16 protein-coding genes are annotated in these 18,522 nt (G+C 76.4%); 3 read left to right on the forward strand and 13 right to left on the reverse strand.

Going from position 1 to position 18,522, the window contains the following annotated elements:
* Window positions 1-43 precede the first annotated feature (43 nt).
* The 4 genes from CXR04_RS07195 to CXR04_RS35110 all read right to left on the reverse strand — a co-directional run bounded on the left by CXR04_RS07195 (window position 44) and on the right by CXR04_RS35110 (window position 6,682).
* Window positions 44-2,605, reverse strand: a complete 2,562-nt coding sequence (locus CXR04_RS07195) for a sensor histidine kinase (RefSeq protein WP_101421041.1) — start codon at window positions 2,603-2,605, stop codon at window positions 44-46.
* 174 nt (window positions 2,606-2,779) lie between these two features.
* Window positions 2,780-3,550: an ABC transporter ATP-binding protein gene (locus tag CXR04_RS07200; protein ID WP_199850413.1), complete on the reverse strand. Its 771-nt coding sequence runs from the start codon at window positions 3,548-3,550 to the stop codon at window positions 2,780-2,782.
* Window positions 3,547-4,545, reverse strand: coding sequence for an ABC transporter ATP-binding protein (locus tag CXR04_RS07205; RefSeq protein WP_101421042.1), 999 nt, complete (start codon window positions 4,543-4,545; stop codon window positions 3,547-3,549). The genes CXR04_RS07200 and CXR04_RS07205 overlap by 4 nt, the downstream gene beginning before the upstream one ends.
* A gap of 97 nt (window positions 4,546-4,642) precedes the next feature.
* On the reverse strand, window positions 4,643-6,682 hold the full coding sequence (locus CXR04_RS35110; RefSeq protein ID WP_199850414.1) for a hypothetical protein: 2,040 nt from the start codon (window positions 6,680-6,682) through the stop codon (window positions 4,643-4,645).
* A gap of 362 nt (window positions 6,683-7,044) precedes the next feature.
* On the opposite strand from CXR04_RS35110, the gene CXR04_RS07230 reads away from it, so the two are divergent.
* Complete coding sequence (locus CXR04_RS07230; RefSeq protein ID WP_159072278.1) at window positions 7,045-7,491, forward strand: hypothetical protein; 447 nt, start codon at window positions 7,045-7,047, stop codon at window positions 7,489-7,491.
* 113 nt (window positions 7,492-7,604) lie between these two features.
* Here the strand turns inward: CXR04_RS07230 and CXR04_RS07235 are convergent, their stop codons facing one another.
* The 4 genes from CXR04_RS07235 to CXR04_RS07250 form a co-directional block, all read right to left on the reverse strand.
* Window positions 7,605-10,994 (reverse strand): FtsX-like permease family protein, encoded by a 3,390-nt coding sequence (locus tag CXR04_RS07235; protein WP_234380101.1) that lies wholly within the window; start codon window positions 10,992-10,994, stop codon window positions 7,605-7,607.
* Between the two features lie 199 nt (window positions 10,995-11,193).
* Window positions 11,194-11,967, reverse strand: coding sequence for a DUF3710 domain-containing protein (locus CXR04_RS07240; protein WP_101421046.1), 774 nt, complete (start codon window positions 11,965-11,967; stop codon window positions 11,194-11,196).
* A 1-nt stretch (window position 11,968) separates the two neighbouring features.
* Window positions 11,969-12,490 (reverse strand): dUTP diphosphatase, encoded by a 522-nt coding sequence (gene dut / locus CXR04_RS07245; protein WP_101421047.1) that lies wholly within the window; start codon window positions 12,488-12,490, stop codon window positions 11,969-11,971.
* On the reverse strand, window positions 12,487-13,068 hold the full coding sequence (locus CXR04_RS07250; protein WP_101421048.1) for a PaaI family thioesterase: 582 nt from the start codon (window positions 13,066-13,068) through the stop codon (window positions 12,487-12,489). Before CXR04_RS07250 ends, dut begins: the two co-directional genes overlap by 4 nt.
* Before the next feature lie 71 nt (window positions 13,069-13,139).
* On the opposite strand from CXR04_RS07250, the gene CXR04_RS07255 reads away from it, so the two are divergent.
* Window positions 13,140-13,592 carry a DUF3093 domain-containing protein gene (locus CXR04_RS07255; RefSeq protein ID WP_101421049.1) on the forward strand — a complete coding sequence of 151 codons (453 nt, stop codon included), beginning with the start codon at window positions 13,140-13,142 and terminating at the stop codon, window positions 13,590-13,592.
* 22 nt (window positions 13,593-13,614) lie between these two features.
* Here the strand turns inward: CXR04_RS07255 and CXR04_RS07260 are convergent, their stop codons facing one another.
* From CXR04_RS07260 to CXR04_RS07275, 4 genes are all read right to left on the reverse strand, one after another.
* Window positions 13,615-14,406: a hypothetical protein gene (locus CXR04_RS07260; RefSeq protein WP_234380102.1), complete on the reverse strand. Its 792-nt coding sequence runs from the start codon at window positions 14,404-14,406 to the stop codon at window positions 13,615-13,617.
* 8 nt (window positions 14,407-14,414) lie between these two features.
* Window positions 14,415-14,714, reverse strand: coding sequence for a DUF4193 domain-containing protein (locus CXR04_RS07265; RefSeq protein WP_018838171.1), 300 nt, complete (start codon window positions 14,712-14,714; stop codon window positions 14,415-14,417).
* 317 nt (window positions 14,715-15,031) lie between these two features.
* Window positions 15,032-16,300, reverse strand: coding sequence for a sensor histidine kinase (locus CXR04_RS07270; RefSeq protein WP_101421050.1), 1,269 nt, complete (start codon window positions 16,298-16,300; stop codon window positions 15,032-15,034).
* A 39-nt stretch (window positions 16,301-16,339) separates the two neighbouring features.
* Entirely contained in the window at window positions 16,340-16,993 is a 654-nt protein-coding gene (locus CXR04_RS07275) for a response regulator transcription factor (RefSeq protein WP_101421051.1), read from the reverse strand.
* A 293-nt stretch (window positions 16,994-17,286) separates the two neighbouring features.
* On the opposite strand from CXR04_RS07275, the gene CXR04_RS35115 reads away from it, so the two are divergent.
* Complete coding sequence (locus tag CXR04_RS35115) at window positions 17,287-17,463, forward strand: hypothetical protein (protein WP_164492590.1); 177 nt, start codon at window positions 17,287-17,289, stop codon at window positions 17,461-17,463.
* Window positions 17,464-17,694: 231 nt separating this feature from the next.
* On the opposite strand, the gene CXR04_RS07280 is transcribed toward CXR04_RS35115, so the two are convergent.
* A complete protein-coding gene (locus CXR04_RS07280) occupies window positions 17,695-18,519 on the reverse strand; it encodes an inositol monophosphatase family protein (RefSeq protein ID WP_101421052.1) in 825 nt (274 codons plus the stop codon).
* Window positions 18,520-18,522: the final 3 nt, after the last annotated feature.

Genomic DNA, 18,522 nt, shown 5'->3' on the forward strand with positions numbered 1-18,522 from the left:
GGCGCCGCCGGGGTGCCGGCGGGCGCGTACGGGACGGCGGGCGTCACGTCGTCGCCTGGGCGGGCAGTTCGGCGGGCGCGGGGGTACCGCGGCCCGGGGCCGCCCGCAGCGTGAGCACCATCGTCAGCCCGCCGCCGGGGGTGTCCTCGGCGACGAGGGTGCCGCCCAGCGCCTCGGCGAAGCCGCGGGCGACCGCGAGGCCGAGGCCCACGCCGGCGCCGCGGGGGGCGTCCCCGTAGCGCTGGAACGGCTCGAAGATCCGGTCCTTGCCGCTGTCGGGGACTCCGGGGCCGCGGTCGACCACGCGCAGCTCGACCCGGTCGCCGAGGGCGCTCGCCTGGACCAGGACGGGGGTGCCGGCCGGGCTGTACTTGACCGCGTTCTCGACGACGTTCGCCACCGAGCGCTCCAGCAGCCCGGCGTCGACGGTGACCATCGGCAGGGTCTCGGGGATCCCCAGCGTGACGCTCCCCTCGGGCACCCCGGCGAGCGCCTTCGGCACCACCTCGTCGAGGTCGACCTCGCGCAGCAGCGGGGTGACGGTGCCGGTCTGCAGCCGGGACATGTCGAGCAGGTTGCCGACGAGGGCGTCGAGCCGGTCGGCGCCCTCCTCGATGGCGGCGAGCAGCTCCGCCTCGTCCTCCTCGGACCAGGCGACGTCGTCGGAGCGCAGCGAGGTGACGGCGGCCTTGATGGCGGCGAGCGGGGTACGGAGGTCGTGGCTGACGGCGGCGAGCAGCGCGGTGCGGATGCGGTTGCCCTCGGCCAGCTTGCGGGCCTCCACGGCCTCGGCGGCCAGCCGCTGCCGCTCCAGTACAACGGCCGCCTGGGCGGCGAACGCGCCGAGCACCCGGCGGTCGGCGGCGGGCAGCTTGCGGCCGGTGAGCGCCAGCGCCATGTCGTCGCCCACGGGAATGTCGGCGTCGGCGTCGTCCGGCCCCGCGGGGGCGCCGGCGCTGGCGCCGACGCGGCCGACGCAGGTCCAGCCGTCGTCGCCGCGCTGCCGCTCGAAGAGCGACACGGACTCCATGCCGAACGTCTCGCGCACCCGGTCCAGGAGCGATTCGAGCGACCCCTCGCCGCGCAGCACGCTGCCCGCGAGCAGCGACATCACCTCCGACTCGGCGCGCAGTCTGGCGGCCTGGGAGGTGCGGCGGGCGGCGAGGTCGACGACGGACGCCACCGCGACGGCGACCGCGAAGAAGACGACGAGGGCGACGATGTTGCGCGCGTCGGCGATGGTGAAGGTCTCCACGGGCGGGGTGAAGTAGTAGTTCAGCAGCAGCGAGCCGACCCCGGCGGAGGCCAGCGCCGGCAGCGTGCCGCCGAGGAGGGCCGCCAGCACGGTGGCGAAGAGGAACAGCAGCACCTCGTTGGCCAGCCCGAGGGTGCGGTCCAGCCTGAGCATCACCGCGGTGAGCACCACGGGCCCGACCAGGCCGACGAGCCAGCCGGCGACGATACGGCCGCGGCCGAGGCTGGCGCCGCGGGCCATGGGCAGCCCGCGGCCCTTGGCGACCTCGCCGTGGGTGACGATGTGCACGTCGAGGTCGGGCCCGGACTCGCGGGCGACCGTGGCGCCGACGCCGGGGCCGAAGGCGTACTGCCACGCCTTGCGGCGGCTGGAGCCCAGCACGATCTGGGTGGCGTTGACGCCGCGGGCGAACTCCAGCAGGGCGTCCGGCACGTCGTCGCCGATGACGTGGTGGAACGTACCGCCCAGGTCCTCGACGAGGGTGCGCTGGACGGCCAGCTCCTCGGGCGGGGCCGTGTTCAGGGGGGTCAGGCCGTCGCTGTGGGAGATGTAGACGGCCATGATCTCGCCGCCCGCGCCCTTGGTCGCCAGCCGGGCGCCGCGGCGGATGAGGGTGCGGCCCTCGGGGCCGCCGGTGATGCCGACGACGATGCGCTCGCGGGCCTGCCAGGTGTCGCGGATGTCGTGCTCGCTGCGGTACTCGCGCAGGTAGTCGTCGACGCGGTCGGCGACCCAGAGCAGGGCCAGCTCGCGCAGGGCGGTGAGGTTGCCGGGGCGGAAGTAGTTGGACAGCGCGGCGTCGATCTTGCCGGGGTCGTAGATGTTCCCGTGGGCCATGCGGCGGCGGAGCGCTTCGGGCGACATGTCGACAAGCTCGATCTGGTCGGCCTTGCGGACCACGGCGTCCGGCACGGTCTCCCGCTGCCGTACGCCGGTGATGTTCTCCACGACGTCCCCCAGCGACTCCAGGTGCTGGATGTTGACGGTCGATATGACGTCGATGCCGGCGCTCAGCAGCTCCTTGATGTCCTGCCAGCGCTTCACGTTGCGGGAGCCCGGGACGTTGGTGTGCGCCATCTCGTCGACGAGCGCCACGGCGGGCCGGCGGGCGAGGACGGCGTCCACGTCCATCTCGGTGAACCGCGTGCCGCGGTAGTCCAGGTCGCGGCGCGGTATCTGCTCCAGGCCGTGGAGCAGCACCTCGGTGCGCGGCCGGTCGTGGTGCTCGACGAAGCCCACGACCACGTCGGTGCCGCGCTCCAGCCGGCGGTGCGCCTCGGAGAGCATCGCGTAGGTCTTGCCGACGCCCGGCGCCGCGCCCAGGTAGATCCGCAGCTTGCCCCGTGTCATGACTCGATTGTCCGTCCGCTTTCGTGCGTGTCGCACCGTCGAGCGTACGACCGCGTGGGCGGTCCGGCGCGCCCGGCGAGGGCCGGGGACCGGACCTTGACGCATCTCTGACGGGGGCCGGGGGCTCCGCGGGGCTGTGGGGCGTACGGGTGGCGGGGGCCGCGGCCGTACGGGTCAGGGGGCCGGCGGCTCCGCGGCCGTGCCCGGCTCCGAGTGGTCCGTGATCGTCCCGTCGCGCAGCTCCAGGACGCGGTCCGCCAGGTCCAGCAGCGCCGCGTCGTGCGTGGCCACCAGCGCCGTGACGTCCTCGCCGCGCACCACCGCCCGCAGCAGCTCCATCACCGCGTGCCCCGTCTCCGCGTCCAACTGACCGGTCGGCTCGTCCGCGATGATCAGCGCCGGCCGGTTCGCCAGCGCCCGGGCGATCGCCACCCGCTGCTGCTGCCCGCCGGACAGCTCCCCCGGCCGCTGCGCGGCGTGGTCCGCGAGCCCGACCAGCGCGAGCAGCAGCTCCACCCGCTCCTCGCGCTCCCGCGGCGGCACCTTGCGCAGCCGCATCGGCACCCCGACGTTCTCCGCCGCGGACAGGATCGGGATCAGCCCGAACGACTGGAAGACCAGCCCGATCCGGTCCCGCCGCAGCTCCAGCAGCTCCGCCTCGCCGAGCCCGGACAGCGCCACGCCGTCCAGCTCGATCCGGCCGGAGTCGGCGACGTCGAGCCCGGCGACGAGGTTCAGCAGCGTCGTCTTGCCGGATCCCGAGCGGCCCTTCAGCGCGACCAGCTCGCCGCGCGGCACCCGCAGCGACACCCCGCGCAGGGCGTGCACGGCGGTGGCGCCGCTGCCGTACGTGCGGTGCAGGTCCTCGACGACGACCATCGCCTCCGCGCCGGCCGCCGCCCGCTCCCGTACCGCCGTGCCTTCTCTGCCGGCGTCCTCGCTCATGCGTGCTCCCCCTCGTCGTGCCGCCCGCCGGGCGGCTCGCCCTGTCCTTCCGGCGCGGCCGGCCCCCCGCCGGCCCGCCACACCCCGACGTGGTCCCGCTCCGCGGTCAGCCGGACCCGTCGTCGCAGACCGTACCGCTCGACGTACTCGCGCGGGAGCTGCAGCCTGCCGACGCGGTCGAGCACGGCGTACTCCGCGGCCGTCAGTTCCTCGTCCCGCAGCGTCTCGGCGGCGGTGCGGCCGTCGCGGATCTGCACCGTGCGGCGGACCTGGCGGGAGACCAGCGGGTCGTGCGTGACGACGAGGACGGTGGTGGCCAGCTCCTCGTTGGCGCGGCGCAGGGCGGCGAAGACCTGCTCGCCGCTCGCGGTGTCCAGCTCCCCGGTCGGCTCGTCGGCCAGCAGCACCCGCGGCCGGTTGGCGGCGGCGACGGCCACGGCGACGCGCTGCTGCTCGCCGCCGGACAGCTCGCCGGGGCGGCGGTGCGCGCAGTCCGCGACGCCGAGGGCGTCGAGGAGCGCGGCGGCCCGGGCGGGGCGCTCGCGGCGGGGGACGCGGGCGTACGCCATGGGCAGCGCGACGTTCTCCCGGGCGGTCAGGTACGGCAGCAGGTTGCGGGCGGTCTGCTGCCAGACGAAGCCGACGGTGCGCCGCCGGTACGCCAGCCGCTCGCGGCGGCCCATGGCGAGCAGGTCGTGCCCGGCGACGCGGGCGCGGCCCGCGGTGGGCACGTCGAGGCCGGAGAGGATGCCGAGGAGGGTGGACTTGCCGGATCCCGAGGCGCCGACGAGGGCGGTCATCTCGCCTTCGGCGACGGCGAGATCGAGGCCCTGGAGGGCCTGCACCTCGACGCCTTCGGTGTGGAAGATGCGGACGAGGTTGTCGCAGTCGACGACGGGCCCGCCGCCCTCGGCCGCGGGCGCGGCCCGGGCGGCGGCCTCCAGCTCGGCGAGGTCGGGGGGCGGGTCCTGGGCCGGGGTACGGGGTTCGGTCACGCGGACCTCCTGGGACGGGTCCGGGGCGGTCGGGGAGGTGCGGTACGGGCCGGGGATGCGGCACGTGGGGTCCGCGGTCGTACGTGTGCGGCCGCGGTCATCGGTCCTCCCCGAGGCGCAGCGCCGTCAGCCGGCGGCTTCGGCGGGTGGTCACCGCGTCGGCGGCCGCCGCCGCGGCGACGAGGGCGAGCAGGCCGAGGGTCAGGGCGGCGGTGAGGAGGAGGTCGGAGTGGCGGGAGGGGGCGGTGGGGCCGCCGGTGAGGGCCTGGAGGTCCAGGGCCGGGCCCAGGGCCGCGGGCAGCGCGAGGCCCAGGGCGAGGCCGCCGGCCGCGGCGGCGAGGGCGAGCGGGGCGAGTTGCAGGACGCCGAGGGCGGTGGCGCCGCGCCGGCCGAGGCCGAGGAGGCGCAGATACGCGGTGGTGCGGGCGCGCTCGGGGGCGGAGAGCAGCAGTTCCACGAGCAGCGTGAGCAGCGCCAGCGCGGCGGCCAGCGCCGCGCACACGGCGTGCGCGCCGCGGATCGCGCCGAGCACGCCGTCGTCGCGGTCCGCCGCCCGCTCCTCGGCGGCGATCAGCAGTTCCCCGTACGGGCTGCCGTAGCCGGTGCCGGGCGCGGCGGCGCGGAGGGCGGCGGGGGTGGCGGTCCCGTAGTACAGGACCGCGGCCGTGCCGCGGGGGGTGTCCGCGGCACGCTCCCGGTCCGCGGCGGCCAGCGCCGCGGTGTCGGCGAGCAGCAGCGGCCGGTCCGCGCCCGGCGCCGTACCGCTTGCCCGGTACAGCGGGCCGAAGGCCGCGTCCCGCGCCGCGCCCCCGGTCAGCCGGCCCGCGACCCGCACCCGCACCCCGGGCCACTCCGTCTCGTACGTCTCGCCGGTACGGGCCTCCCCCCGCTTCCCGCCGGCCAGCACCGGCAGCACCAGCCGCCCCGCGCCGTCCCGCTGCGGCGCCCCCAGCCCCGCTACCGCCGCCGCCGCGGCCGAACCGGGATCGGCCCGGCGCAGCGCCGCCCCGTCGACCGCGAGTACGTCGGCGCCGCGCTGCCCGAGGCCGGTGGCGGCGCTGGTCAGGTCGGTACGGACGAGCCGTACCCGCACCGCCTGCGCCACCCCCGGCGCCCGGCGCAGCGCCTCCTCGGCGGCGGGGCTCGCGGCGTCGGTGAGCACCGCGTCGGCGCCGCCGGTCCGCCATGCGAGCGCGTCGCGGCGGCCCTCCTCGACGGTGCCGGTGACCAGGCCGCCGAAGACCGCGGCGCCCAGGGTGGCGACGAGCACGAGCAGCGCGAGCACGGCGGCGGGCGCGTCGCGGGCGGCGCGGGAGAGCGCCAGCAGCCCGAGCGGGCCGCGGCGGCGGGCCGCGAGCCGGGCCAGCAGGCGCAGCGGCGGCGGGTAGGCGCGTATCAGCAGCACCACGACCGCCAGACCGCACAGCAGCGGCACCGCCGCGACCAGCGGGTCCGAGGCGCCGCTGCCGGCCGTGCCGCGCACCCGCAGCGCCCACACCCCGGCGCCGGCGAGCAGCAGCACGGCGGCCTCCGCGGTCAGCCGCCGCCCCGCACTCCCCCGGCGGCGGCGCGGGCCCGGCCGCCGGTCCCGTACCGCCGCCCAGGTCAGCGCGGGCAGCGCCAGCCAGGCCGCACCCGCGACCGCGGCCGCCGGCCACACCGGCGGCGCCGCGCCGGCGGGCAGCGCCAGCCGCGCCCCGGCGTACCCCGCCGCCAGCGCCGCGCCCGCCACGGGCGCGTACTGCGCGGCGCGGGACAGCGCGACGCCCGGCGCGGAGGCGCCGCGGGCGCGCCGCAGCCGGTGTTCGCCGAGCCGCCGCCGCACCGCGAGCCGGGCGGTGACGAGGGCGGCGGCGAGGCCGACGCCGACGACGGAGGCGAGGGCGAAGGAGACGACGGTGGCGGCCTGGTCCCACTCTTCGTCGAAGTCGCGGACGACCGGCTGGACTTCGTCGGTACGGGTCGGGCGCTGGGCGGGGTGGGAGCCGTAGATGCACAGGGGGTTGCCGGTGGTGGCGCAGAAGTTGTCGGCGGAGGCGCGGTCGTACGCGGCGAGGGCGCGGATCAGCGCGGCGCGGCCGTCGTCGCCGGCGAAGCGGGCGGCGACCTCGTCGCGCTCCTCGTCCGCCTCGGCCACCTCCAGCCGGAGCCGCCATTCGACGGTGAGCTGGGGCAGCCCGCGGTCGAGGAGGGCGTCGAGCGCGCCGGGGGCGATGAGCGCCTGGGCCTCGGCGGGCCCGCGGTCGGCGGGGAGCGGGACGGCGAGGAGCGGGTTGCCGCGCCAGAGACGGGCGGCGGGGTCCGGGCGGAGGAAGCCGGTGACGACGACGGGGGTGTCCAGCTCGGCGACGCGCGGGGTGAGGGCCAGCTCCTGGCCGAGGCGCAGGCCCAGGGTGTCGCGGGTGCGGGTGGAGACGGCGATCTCGACGGGCCCGCCGGGGCCGGTGTCGCGCGGGGGGCGGCCGGCGGCGTAGCCGGGGGGCCGGGGGCCTCGGTGGTGTGGAGCAGGGAGAGGGCGGCGGTGCCGCGGGGCGCGTCGAGGGTGGCGGCGGGGACGTGGACCTGGTGGTGGGGCTTGCCGAGGAGGCCGTCGAGGGCGTCGGGGGAGCCGGTGGTCACGTCGTGCCCGGCCTGCTCCAGGTCGTCGGCGACGCGGGTCCCGCCCTCCCCCGCCGGCCCGGTGACCGGCTGACCGAACGTCACGGTGCGGGTGAGCAGGGGGCGTTCGTCCTGCGCCGCGGCGATCCGGCCGACGAGCGCGCGGCCGGCGGCCCGGTCGAGGAGCGGGGGCGCGGCGGTGGCGACGGCGGCGAGGACCGCGACGAGCACGCCGAGGCAGGCGAAGGCGGGCAGGTCGGCGCGGGACTCGCGCCAGGCGCGGGGGCCGCGGGCGGGGCGGGGCGGCCGGTCGGCGGCGCTCTGCCGGCCCGTATCGCCCGCGGCTGACCGTCTGTTCGCGCCGCCCGCGCCGGAAGGCCGGTCCGCAGCGGCCGCGCCCGCCGCCTTTCCCGTACGAACCGGGCCGCCCGCCCGCTCCGTACGCCACCGCCGCCACCCCCTCATTCGTCCCCCGCCCTCAGCACCCGCGCCAGGTCCGTGCGCGCCAGCGCCCGCGCCGTCGCCGTGACCGCGAGGCAGATCAGCGCCGTCACCGCCGCCGCGACCACCGCCACCCGCACCCACGGCACCGCCACCGCCAGCTCCGGGTGCACCGGCGCCCCGGTCTCCGTGACCGTCACCGCCGGCACCACCGCCGCCGCGAGCGCCACCCCCGTCGCCGTGCCCACCGCGGCGGCGAACGCCGCGACGCAGAGCTGCTCCGTCCACAGCAGCGCCGTCAACTGGCGCGTCCGTACGCCCAGCGCCCGCAGCAGCGCGAACTCCCGCGCCCGCGCCCGTACCGCCAGCACGCTGTGCAGCGCGAAGCCGACGACGGCGAACGCCGGCGCCAGCACCAGGCACAGCCGCAGCGCCCCGTCCGTACCCTCGCGCAACGGCGACGCGGCCAGTCGCGCCCGCTCCCCCGGCACGTCCCGCGCCGTGCCCAGCTCCGGCCGCCGCTCGACGGCCGCGCCCGCGGCACCGGCGTCGCCGCCGCGGGCGGCCAGCCACCAGTGCGACTCCACCGGCGGGTCGAGCCCGGCCCGTACGAGATACGCGGCCAGCACCCGGGTGTCGACCAGCAGCCGCCCCCGCCGCGGGTCGGTGCCGGGGACGGCGTCGACGCTGCCGACGACCCGCGCCCGCAGCTCCGTGCCGCCCGGCAGCCCGGCGCGCAGGGTCTCGCCGACCTCCGCCTGGCCCGCGGCGAGCAGCGCGCCGGTGGCGAGCACGGGCACGGGCCGCGGCTTGCCCTGGCCGGTGAGTCCGAGTTGGACCTGCCAGCTCAGCAACTCGTCGGGCAGCGAGGTGTCCGGGCCGCGCAGCACGCCGTCGAAGAGCGCGCCGGGCGCGGTGCGCAGCTCGCAGAGGACGAACCCGGTGGCGCGGCGCGGCGGCATGCCGCGCGTCGGCGCCGGCTTGCGGCCCGGGCAGCCGGCGAGGCCGCGGTCGGGCCGCTCGCCGCCGATGAGGTCCCGCCATCCGGCGCCGCGCGGGGCGCCCGTGAAGTCGTCGATCGTCAGCCGGTACGTGCGCTGCGCGGCCTCCTCCTCCGTGCGCAACTGGAGCCCGGTGAGCCGCAGCGGGTACTGGTACCCGCCGAGCGGGAGGCTCATCCGGTGCGCCCGGCCGTCGGCGGGCGGCAGGGGGCCGGAGACGGTGTGCGCGAGGCCGTCGGCGTCCTCCAGGGTGGCGGTGAGCGTGAACGGCTCGGCGGTGCCGGGGCCGTCCGCGTCCAGCCGTACGCGCATGGCCAGGGCGTCGGGGCGGCCGGGCAGCGGCAGCCCGTGGGACTGCACGGGGGCCGTGCCGCCGAGCGCGGCGAGCACGTCGTACGGCAGTCCCGCCCCGTCCCGTACGGCGGGCACGGGGCCGGCGGCGGCGCCGGTACGGAGCGTCGGCAGCACCTCCGCGGAGTCCAGCGCGGTCAGGCCCGCGAAGGAGGTGCCGACGGTGACGTCCCAGTCCACCACCGGCGTGGCCGCGGCGACGCCGGGCAGCCGGCCGTACCGCGCGTGGCGCTCCGCGCGCGGCGCGAAGCCCGCGCCCTCCTGCCCGGCCTCGACGCTCAGGTCGGCGCCGACCGCGAACGCGGCCTGGTCGCGGTCGCCGCGGTCGAGCACCGCGAGGGCGGTGGCGCCGAGCGTCGCGATGGCCAGCGCGAGCGCGACGAGCAGCGCGGGTCCGGCGTGCCCGGCCGCCCTGCGGCCCAGGTGCCAGCCGCCCAGCGGCAGGACGAGGCCCGCGGAGCGGCGGGCGAGCCGGTCGGCGGCGCGGGCGGCGAGCGGCAGCAGGCGGAGCGCGAGGAGCACGGTCGCGGCGGTGAGGGCGACGGGCGCGAGCACGACGACGGGGTCGACGGCGCCGGAGTCGGCGACCGGCGTGCGGTACGTGACCAGTTGCAGCCAGCCGACCGCGGCGATCCCGGCCAGCGCCAGGTCCGCACCCGCCCGCTGGTACGCGGCAAGACGCGGCACCCGGCGCCGCAGCCGGGCCACCGCGCGCCGGTCCCGGGCGGCCCTTGCCACGGGCGTGAGCGCCGCGGCGGCGTGCACGGCCAGCGCCAGCGCGGCGACCGTCCACCCCGCGCCGGTCGCGGCGCTCCCCGGCACCGGCCCGTCGAGCAGCCCCGCCCCGGCCAGACCCCGTAGCAGCGGGCCCGCGAGATACGGCGCGGCCAGCGCGGCGGGCAGCGCCACCGCCGCCCACTGCGCCGCGGCCCCGCCGACGAGCCGCAGCGGGCCGGCGCCGCGGCTGCCGAGCAGCACCTGCTCGGCGGCGCGGTGCCGGGCGAGCTGCCGGGCGGTCAGCACGAGCGCGGCGAGGGCCAGCGAGGCGAGCAGGGCCACCGGCAGGTACGTACCGGCCCGCGCGACGGCGACGGGCACGTCCAACTGCCGCAGCGCGTACGGCAGGTCGGTGCCGGCCGCCACGTCGGCGAGCCCGCCGCCGCCCCGGCCGAAGACGACCCGCTCGGCGTCCCCCGCGGCCAGCGCGACAACGCGCTCCCGGAGCGGCTCGACCTGGCCGAGGTGTAACTGCCGGGCGTCGGGCACGGCGAGCCACACGGCGGTGGCGTCCTGCCGGAGCAAGGGCTGCGCGGCGAAGACGCGCCGGTCGACGAGGCCGATGCTGTCGGGGGTGCCGAAGGTCCCGGTGAGGTCCTGCCAGAGGGGCGCGCGGGGGTCACGCGGCACGTAGAGCCCGGAGACGCGTACGGCCAGCGGCCGCACCGCGGCAGCGCCGCCGGAGCCGGCGTCCTCACCGACGCCCTCCGCGGCGGTGTCCTCGTCGCCGCCCAGGGCGAAGTCGTCGCCCGTCGCCAGGCCCAGCCGCGCCGCGTACCCCTCGTCGAGGACGACCTCCACCGGCCCTCCGGCCGCCGCCCCGCCGCCTGCCCGCGGCCATTCCCCCTCCGTCAGCCGCGCCTGCCGTCCCGCGTCCTCCGCCCACAGCAGCGAAAGCCCCACCGCGCCCCGCCCGCCGACGCCGCTCCCGGCCACGGCCAACTGCTGCTCCCGCGCGGCCGGCGCCCGCACCAGCCGCGTCGTCCGGTGCGCCACCTCGCCGTACGTACGCGCCAGCGCGCCCCGCACGGGCCCGTCCGCGCGCGCCACGGCGTCCGGGTCGTACGCCCCGCTGATCCGCACCGCCGCATCCGGATCCGCCGCGAGCCGCTCCCTGGCCCCGGTCTCCGCGGCCTGCTCGGCGACCGCGACGAGCGCGGCGAGGACGGTGACGGCCAGGAGGAGGGCGAGCGCGGCGGCGGCCAGCACGAGGCCGTGGTGCGCGCTCTGCCGCAGCACCGGCGGTAGCCGGCGCCGCGGCCGCGCGACGGTCGCCGTCAACGGTCCCCCCATGTCCCGGATGCCGGGAGGATAAGCGAGCCGCAACGCCCCGGGGCAGGCTCAGAACCCGCCGTCACCGCTTCGTTACGCGGGGACGGCGGCGCGGCTGGGTGCACGGGGCCCGCCCCACGCCCCACGGCGGCGGGCCGGGTCGTCGTGACCCGGCCCGCCGCCGTACAACCGCTTCCGCGCGAAGCGCTCAGCGCACCTCGGTGATCTCCGGGCCCCGCGCCAGCGAGTCGATGCCGCCCGCGAAGCGGGAGCCCTCGCTCGCCTCGTCCTGCTGCACCCCGTCCGGCACCATCTGCGCGTCCGTCGGCAACTGCAGCACGATCGGGTCCCGCGGCGCCATCGGCCCGTCGCCGCGTACGACCACGGTCTCGCGGAAGATCTTCTCCAGCACCCCCGCCGCCTGCGGCTGCACCGCGGCGTGGCCGGAGATCACCCCGCGCAGGAACCACCGCGGGCCGTCGCAGCCGACGAACCGCACGACCTGCATGCCGCTCTTGCCGTCAGGCAGCTTGACCGGGACCTGCGCGCGCAGCTCCCAGCCGAGGGTGTCCTTGCGCTCGTCGATGATGCCGCCCTGCTTGGTGATGCCGTTGGCGATCTCGGTGCGGACCTCGCCCCAGATGCCCTCGTTCCTGGGGGCGGCGAAGCCCTGCAACTGGATCGCGCTGTCCCGCAGCACCACGGTCGCGGCGACGATCGAGTCGCCCGCCACCTCGACCCGCAGCTCCATGCCCTCGACCCCGGGGACGAGCAGGCCGCCGAGGTCCACCCGGCCGCGGCTGGCGTCCTCGACCTCGCCGATGTCCCACGGTCCGTCGGGGCGCTCCTCGGGGGGCAGCGCGTAGCGGCGCTCCTCCCCGTCCTCCTGCTCGTCCGCCGACTCCTCGGCGTCCTCCGCGGCCACGCCGTCGGCGAGCTTGTCGGCGGGCTCCTCCTGCCCCTTGCGACGACGTCCGAACACGTCACTGTCCTTCCCGGTCGGCAATGACCGAAGCGTATCCATGAACGGCCTTACGGTCCCCGAGGGAGGCGTGCCCTCCGGTCGAACCGTGCCCACCCTCGCCCCTGGCGGAACCGGGGAGCTCGGATACCTCGTGGAAGCGGGCCTTCTCCACCTGCTGGATCACGAGCTGGGCGATCCGGTCGAAACGCTCGAACCGCACCGGGCGGCGCGGGTCGAGGTTGACCACGTTCACCTTGATCTCCCCACGGTACCCGGCATCCACGGTCCCCGGGGCGTTGACGAGCGTCACGCCGCAGCGGGCGGCGAGCCCGGAACGCGGGTGGACGAACGCCGCGTAGCCGTCGGGCAGCGCGATGGCGATGCCGGTGGGCAGGATGACGCGCTCGCCGGGGGGCAGCTCCGCGGGCCGGGTGGTGACGAGGTCGACGCCGGCATCGCCCGGGTGCGCGTACGCCGGGAGCGGTACCTCGGGGTCGACGCGGCGGATCAGCACGTCCACCGGCTCCCGCCCGGCCGTCACGGGTTCACCTCGAACGCGCGGGCCCGCCGGACCTGGTCGGGGTCGGCCATCGCGGCCTGGATCTCGCGGTCCCGGCCGTGCTCGACGAAGTGGTCCACGTTCACCTCCACGAACAGGGCGTCGGCGCGTACGGCCACCGGTCCGTCCGGGGCGTCGAGGCGGCCGGCGGCGGTGGAGTAGATCTTGCGGCCGGCGACGGCGCGGGCGTGGGCGGCCAGGTGGAGCGTGGTGCCCACCGGCACCGGGCGCAGGAAGTCGGTCTCCAGCCGGCCGGTCACCGTGATGGTGCGCAGCAGCCAGCTCAGCGCGCCCAGCGTCTCGTCGAGCGCGGAGGTGAGCACCCCGCCGTGGGCGAGGCCCGGGGCGCCCTGGTGGGCGGCCTTGACGGTGAACTCCGCGGTCACGCTCACGCCCTCGCCCGCCCGCGCGGCCAGGTGCAGGCCGTGCTCCTGCTCGGCGCCGCAGCCGAAGCACTGGTCGTAGTGGGACCCGAGGAGCTGTCCCGGCGCCGGGGCGTCCGGGTGCCGCACGGGTTCCGCGGCGCCGGGCGGCGGGGTCAGCTTGTCACTTGCAGTCACGCGGCCAGAGCCTACCTGCGCACACGACCCGTGGCCGAGCCGCGGTCGGGGGCCGTGGGAGGCTGGGTGCCATGGAGACGACGCAGAGCTACGACGAGCGGCTGAGCGCACCGCGCTCCTGGTGGGGTCTGGCGGTGGGCACGGGGGTGTGCCTGGCGCTGATGCTGACGCCCTTCGGGACGCTGCCGCTGCTGGCCGGGCTCGCCGGCGGGACGGCGCTGGCGGCGGTCGGCGTCAGCTCGTACGGGTCGGCGCGGATCCGCATCGTCGCCGGGAAGCTCGTCACCGACGACGCCCGGGTCCCGCTGACGGCGCTGGGCGAGGCGCAGGCGCTGGACGCGGAGGAGGCGCGGGCCTGGCGTACGCACAAGGCGGACACGCGCGCGTACATGCTGCTGCGGGGGTACATCCCGACGGCGGTGCGGGTGGAGGTCACGGATCCGGAGGACCCGACGCCGTATCTCTACCTGTCGACGCGTCAGCCGGAGCGCCTGGTCGCGGCGTTGCGGTCCGCCGCGGGCTGAGGGCGGGGCGCGGGCGCGCGCCTCAGCGCTCGCCAGGCGGCAGCGCCGGCGGGGCGCCCTGCGGCAGTCCGGTGCCCGTGCCCCCGGCGCCGGTGCGGCCGCCGGGGTCCCCGGGCGCCGCAAGCTCTCCGCCCGCGGGCGGGGGCGCGTCCCACGGGACCTGGCGGGCGCGCAGGTCGTCGCGGATGCGCTCGGCGAGCTTGCCCGTGTCCCTGCGGTTCATCAGCGCACCGGCGGCCGCGCCCATGAGGAACGGGGCGAGGCTCGGCAGGTTCCGCACGGTGCGCTTGAGGACCTGCTGCCGCAGCCGGCGGCGCATGGGGCCGCCGAGTACGGCGTCGAAGCTGACACTGCCCTTGAGCACAGAGGCGGCGTCGATGCCGCGCTCGTCGGTCCAGGCGCCGAGGTACGCCATGGCCCGCTGCCGCGCCGGGCCTGCCGCCCGTACCCCGTACACCTCGTGCAGCTCGGCGATCAGCTTCAGCTCTATCGAGGCCACCGCCACGATCTCGGCGGCGAGCTCGGCGGGCATGGCTGGCGGCGCGGGCATCATCGCCACCGCTCCGATGCCCGCGCCGACCGTGGCACTCCCCTTCACCGCACCGGCGATCAGCCGGTCGGCGATCTCCTCCGGGCCGAGCCCGGGGAACTGCCGGCGCAGGGTCGCCAGGTCGCGGACCGGGACGCGCGGCGCCGTCTGCACGATGGCGTCCGCCACCCGCTCCAGCGCCGCCCGGACGCGCCGGTCGGGGCGCGTCCGCTGCAGGATCCCGGTCTTCGGCCCGTCGGAACCGGAGCCGGCCGTGGGGGCCACGGCCGGCCTCAGGCCGCGCAGTCGCGGCAGATCGGCTGGCCGTTCTTCTCGGCGGCCAACTGGCTGCGGTGGTGCACCAGGAAGCAGCTCATGCAGGTGAACTCGTCCTCCTGGCGGGGCAGGACCCGCACGGACAGCTCCTCGTTGGAGAGGTCCGCACCGGGCAGCTCCAGCCCCTCGTTCTGCTCGAATTCGTCGACGTCGACGGCGGCGGCCGACTTGTCGCTGCGCCGCGCCTTCAGCTCTTCGATGCTGTCTTCGTTGACGTCGTCGTCTGTCTTGCGTGGGGTGTCGTAGTCCGTTGCCATTCTTCGCTCTCCCCCTCCGGGTGGTCAGTGAGTCTCCAGCGCACGTAACGCATGAGAGGCCGGTCTTGTGCCCGACCCGAAGCGGAGATTTTGCCTCACATCAAGGTCTGTTACGCAATCGACACCCAGCCGCCCCCCGCAGGGGTGATCGCGGCCGGATGGCGAAAGGGACCATACGCGGTCCCGGGCCCTTCTCGTGCACGCCACCCCGTGTACTTCCCGTGACCGCATCCTGCGGAAACGCGGATCTTACGGGCTTTTCCCGGAATACGGCGATGACGCAGCGCACACGACCGGGTTGAGTGAAATGTGACGTATCACACAGTCTGCATGGGCAAGGCGACGCGAATCACCAGGCCCCCGCCTTCGCGCGGCTGTGCGGTCACCGTCCCGCCGTGCGCGCGAATGACGGATCTCACAATGGACAGCCCCAGTCCTACCCCCTTGTCACTGCCCGTACGCTCCGTGCGAAGACGCCGGAACGGCTCGAAAAGGTTGTCCACCTCGTACGCCGGAACGACCGGTCCGGTGTTGGCGACCGTCAGCACGGCGACGCCGGGCTGCGCCTCCGTCCCCACCTCGACCCAGCCCCCCTCGGGGACGTTGTACCGCACGGCGTTCTGCACCAGGTTCAGCCCCACCCGCTCCAGCAGCACCCCGTTCCCCTGGACGTACGCGGGCTTGCGCACCCCGCGTAGCTCGACGCCCTTGCTCTGCGCCTCGCCGCGGCTCTGGTCGAGCGCCTGGGAGGCCACCTCGGCGAGGTCGACGGGCTTCCTGTCGACGATTTCGTTCTCGCTGCGGGCGAGCAGCAGCAGGCCCTCCACCAGCAGCTCGCTGCGCTCGTTGGTGGCCAGCAGGGTCTTGCCGAGCTGCTGCAGCTCCGGCGACGCCTCGGGGTCGGAGAGCTGGACCTCCAGCAGGGTGCGGTTGATCGCCAGCGGCGTGCGCAATTCGTGCGAGGCGTTGGCGACGAAGCGCTGCTGGGAGTTGAACGCCCGGTCGAGTCTGTCGAGCATGTCGTCGAAGGTGTCCGCCAGCTCCTTCAGCTCGTCGTCGGGCCCGTCCAGCTCGATCCGCTTGTGCAGGTCGGAGCCGGCCACGCTGCGGGCGGTGCGGGTGATGCGGCCGAGCGGCGAGAGCACCCGGCCGGCGACGACGTAGCCGAAGGCGAAGGCCAGGACCGTCATCCCCAGCAGCGCGAGCAGCGACTTGCGCAGCAGGGAGTCCAGGGCGAGCTGGCGGCGCCGCTCGATGCACGCCTCCAGGATCCCGTTGAACTGGTCGTACGTCTTGGCGTCCGAGACCTCGGGACAGGGCCCGCTGGCCACCTGCACGGTGCCGCTGCTCTCCAGCAGCTTGAAGGGGGTGGCGAAGCTGTCCAGGGCGGTGGCGGCCAGCAGATAGATGATGGCCAGCAGCACCATGCCGGCCATCAGGAACATGCCGCCGTAGATCAGCGTGAGGCGTATCCGGATGGTCGGGCGCAGCCAGTACGGCGCCGCACCCTCCGGGGGGTCCCAGGTGGGCTTGGGCGGGGTGCCGGCGGGCAGCTCGTCCGACGCGGAGCGTCTGTTGTCGTCCATGAGGCCATCCGTCGGGTGCGTGGGGGTGCGTCGGGGGCGTCAGATGCGGTAGCCCGAGCCGGGCACCGTGATGATCACCGGGGGCTCGCCGAGCTTGCGGCGCAGCGTCATGACGGTGACGCGTACGACGTTGGTGAACGGGTCGGTGTTCTCATCCCACGCCTTCTCCAGCAACTGCTCCGCGGAGACCACGCCGCCCTCGGCCCGCATCAGCACCTCCAGCACCGCGAACTCCTTCGGCGCGAGCTGCACGAGCCGCCCGTCCCGGTAGACCTCCCGGCGGCCCGGGTCGAGCTTGATCCCGGACCGCTCCAGCACCGGGGGCAGCGCCTGGGTGCTGCGGCGGCCGAGGGCGCGCACGCGCGCCGTGAGTTCGCTGAAGGCGAACGGCTTGGGCAGGTAGTCGTCCGCGCCCAGCTCCAGACCCTCGACGCGGTCGCGGACGTCGCCCGCGGCGGTCAGCATCAGCACGCGGGTGGGCAGGCCCAGCTCGACGACCTTGCTGCACACGTCGTCGCCGTGGACCAGCGGCAGGTCGCGGTCGAGCACGACCACGTCGTAGTCGTTGAGCTCGATGCGGTCGATGGCCGCCGCGCCGTCGTAGACGACGTCCACGGCCATCGCCTCCCGGCGCAGGCCGGTGGCCACCGCGTCGGCGAGCAGTTGCTCGTCCTCGACGACGAGTACGCGCACGGCTGGGTCCTTTCTACGTGGTGCGTGGGGGCACGGAACGGTGCTGCTGACCAGCTCCATCCTGCCTGCAATGGGCGTAAACCGGTGGTAAGCAGCCGGGCACCCAAAGATTCTGCGGATCCGATGTTTCCACCCCCGGTACTGCGGGGAGGACGATTCCACACCCGCCGATCACGTTTCCCAGCCTCCATTCCCGGCACGGCACACAGGCTGTAGCCGGAAGGACGGTCTCCGTGATCTGAACCGTCGGCACACCCCCAGTGCCTCGACCCGACGACGAGGGGGCGCACACAATGGACGCTTTCACCGCTGGCATTCTGCAGCGCATCAAGAAGGCCGAGAACGAGCTGGACCGCGCCCGCGAGGAAGGCGACGAGTTCGGTGTCGAGGTCGAGCAGGAGGAGCTGGACGATCTGCGCCGGCTCGCCGCCGACCACGGCGTCGAGGTCGGCGCCGGCTCCGGAGTCTGACCCGCCCGACGCCCACACCGCCCCGGCACCCCGACGGTGCCGGGGCGCCGCATTGTCCGCGGGTGTCCGGGAGGCGTCGGCGCGGTGGCACGGGGGTTTCGGGGTACGGGCGGGAAGGTGGCGCCGCTCCCGCGGGGCCTACGCGCCGGGAGCGGCCGGGAGTGCGCGAGGGACCGGGGCGTGGGCCCGTAGGACGGCCCGAGACGGCGGTGCGGCGCGGGGGCGGACGGATCAGTCGTGCCAGGCGCCCAGCTCGTCCAGCAGCCGCTGGAGCGCCTCGAAGAGCCCCGGCACCGCGGCGACGGTCAGGTCCCCGTCGGGCCGCCCGCCGGGCCGGGAACCGGTCAGCGCGCCGCCCTCGCGGGCGATGAGGTCGCCGGCAGCCAGGTCCCACGGGTTCAGGCCGCGCTCGTAGTAGCCGTCGAGCCGGCCGCAGGCCACGTCGCACAGGTCGATCGCCGCCGAGCCGCCGCGGCGGATGTCGCGCACCCGGGGTATGAGCAGGCGGGCCACCTCTGCCTGGTGCGCACGCACGTCGAGGACGTAGTTGAAGCCGGTGGAGACCAGCGCCTGGTCCATCGGCGGGGTGGGCCGGCAGTGCGCCGGTGTGCCGTTGACGAAGGCGCCGCCGCCGCGTACGGCGTGGTACGTCTCGCCGCGCATCGGCGCCGCCACGACGCCGACGACGGCCTCGCCCGCGTACTCGGCGGCGATGCTGACCGACCAGTCGGGACGGCCGTAGAGGTAGTTCACGGTGCCGTCGATGGGGTCGACGACCCAGCGCACGCCGCTGGTGCCGGGCCGGCTCGCGCCCTCCTCGCCCAGGATCCCGTCGGCGGGCCTGTGCTCGGTCAGGAAGCCGGTGATCAGCTTCTCGGCGGCGAAGTCCATCTCGGTGACGACGTCGATGGCGCTGGACTTCGTCGCGGCCACGCCGAGGTCGGCGGGCCGGCGGTCGCGCAGCAGCTCGCCCGCGCGGCGCGCGGCCTCCAGCGCCAGGGCCAGCAGCTCCTCGTGGGGCGCGGCGGCGGGCTCGGGGCGGGGCTCGTCGGTCACGGT

The organism is Streptomyces sp. CMB-StM0423, assembly GCF_002847285.1.
In the GTDB taxonomy this organism is placed as follows: domain Bacteria; phylum Actinomycetota; class Actinomycetes; order Streptomycetales; family Streptomycetaceae; genus Streptomyces.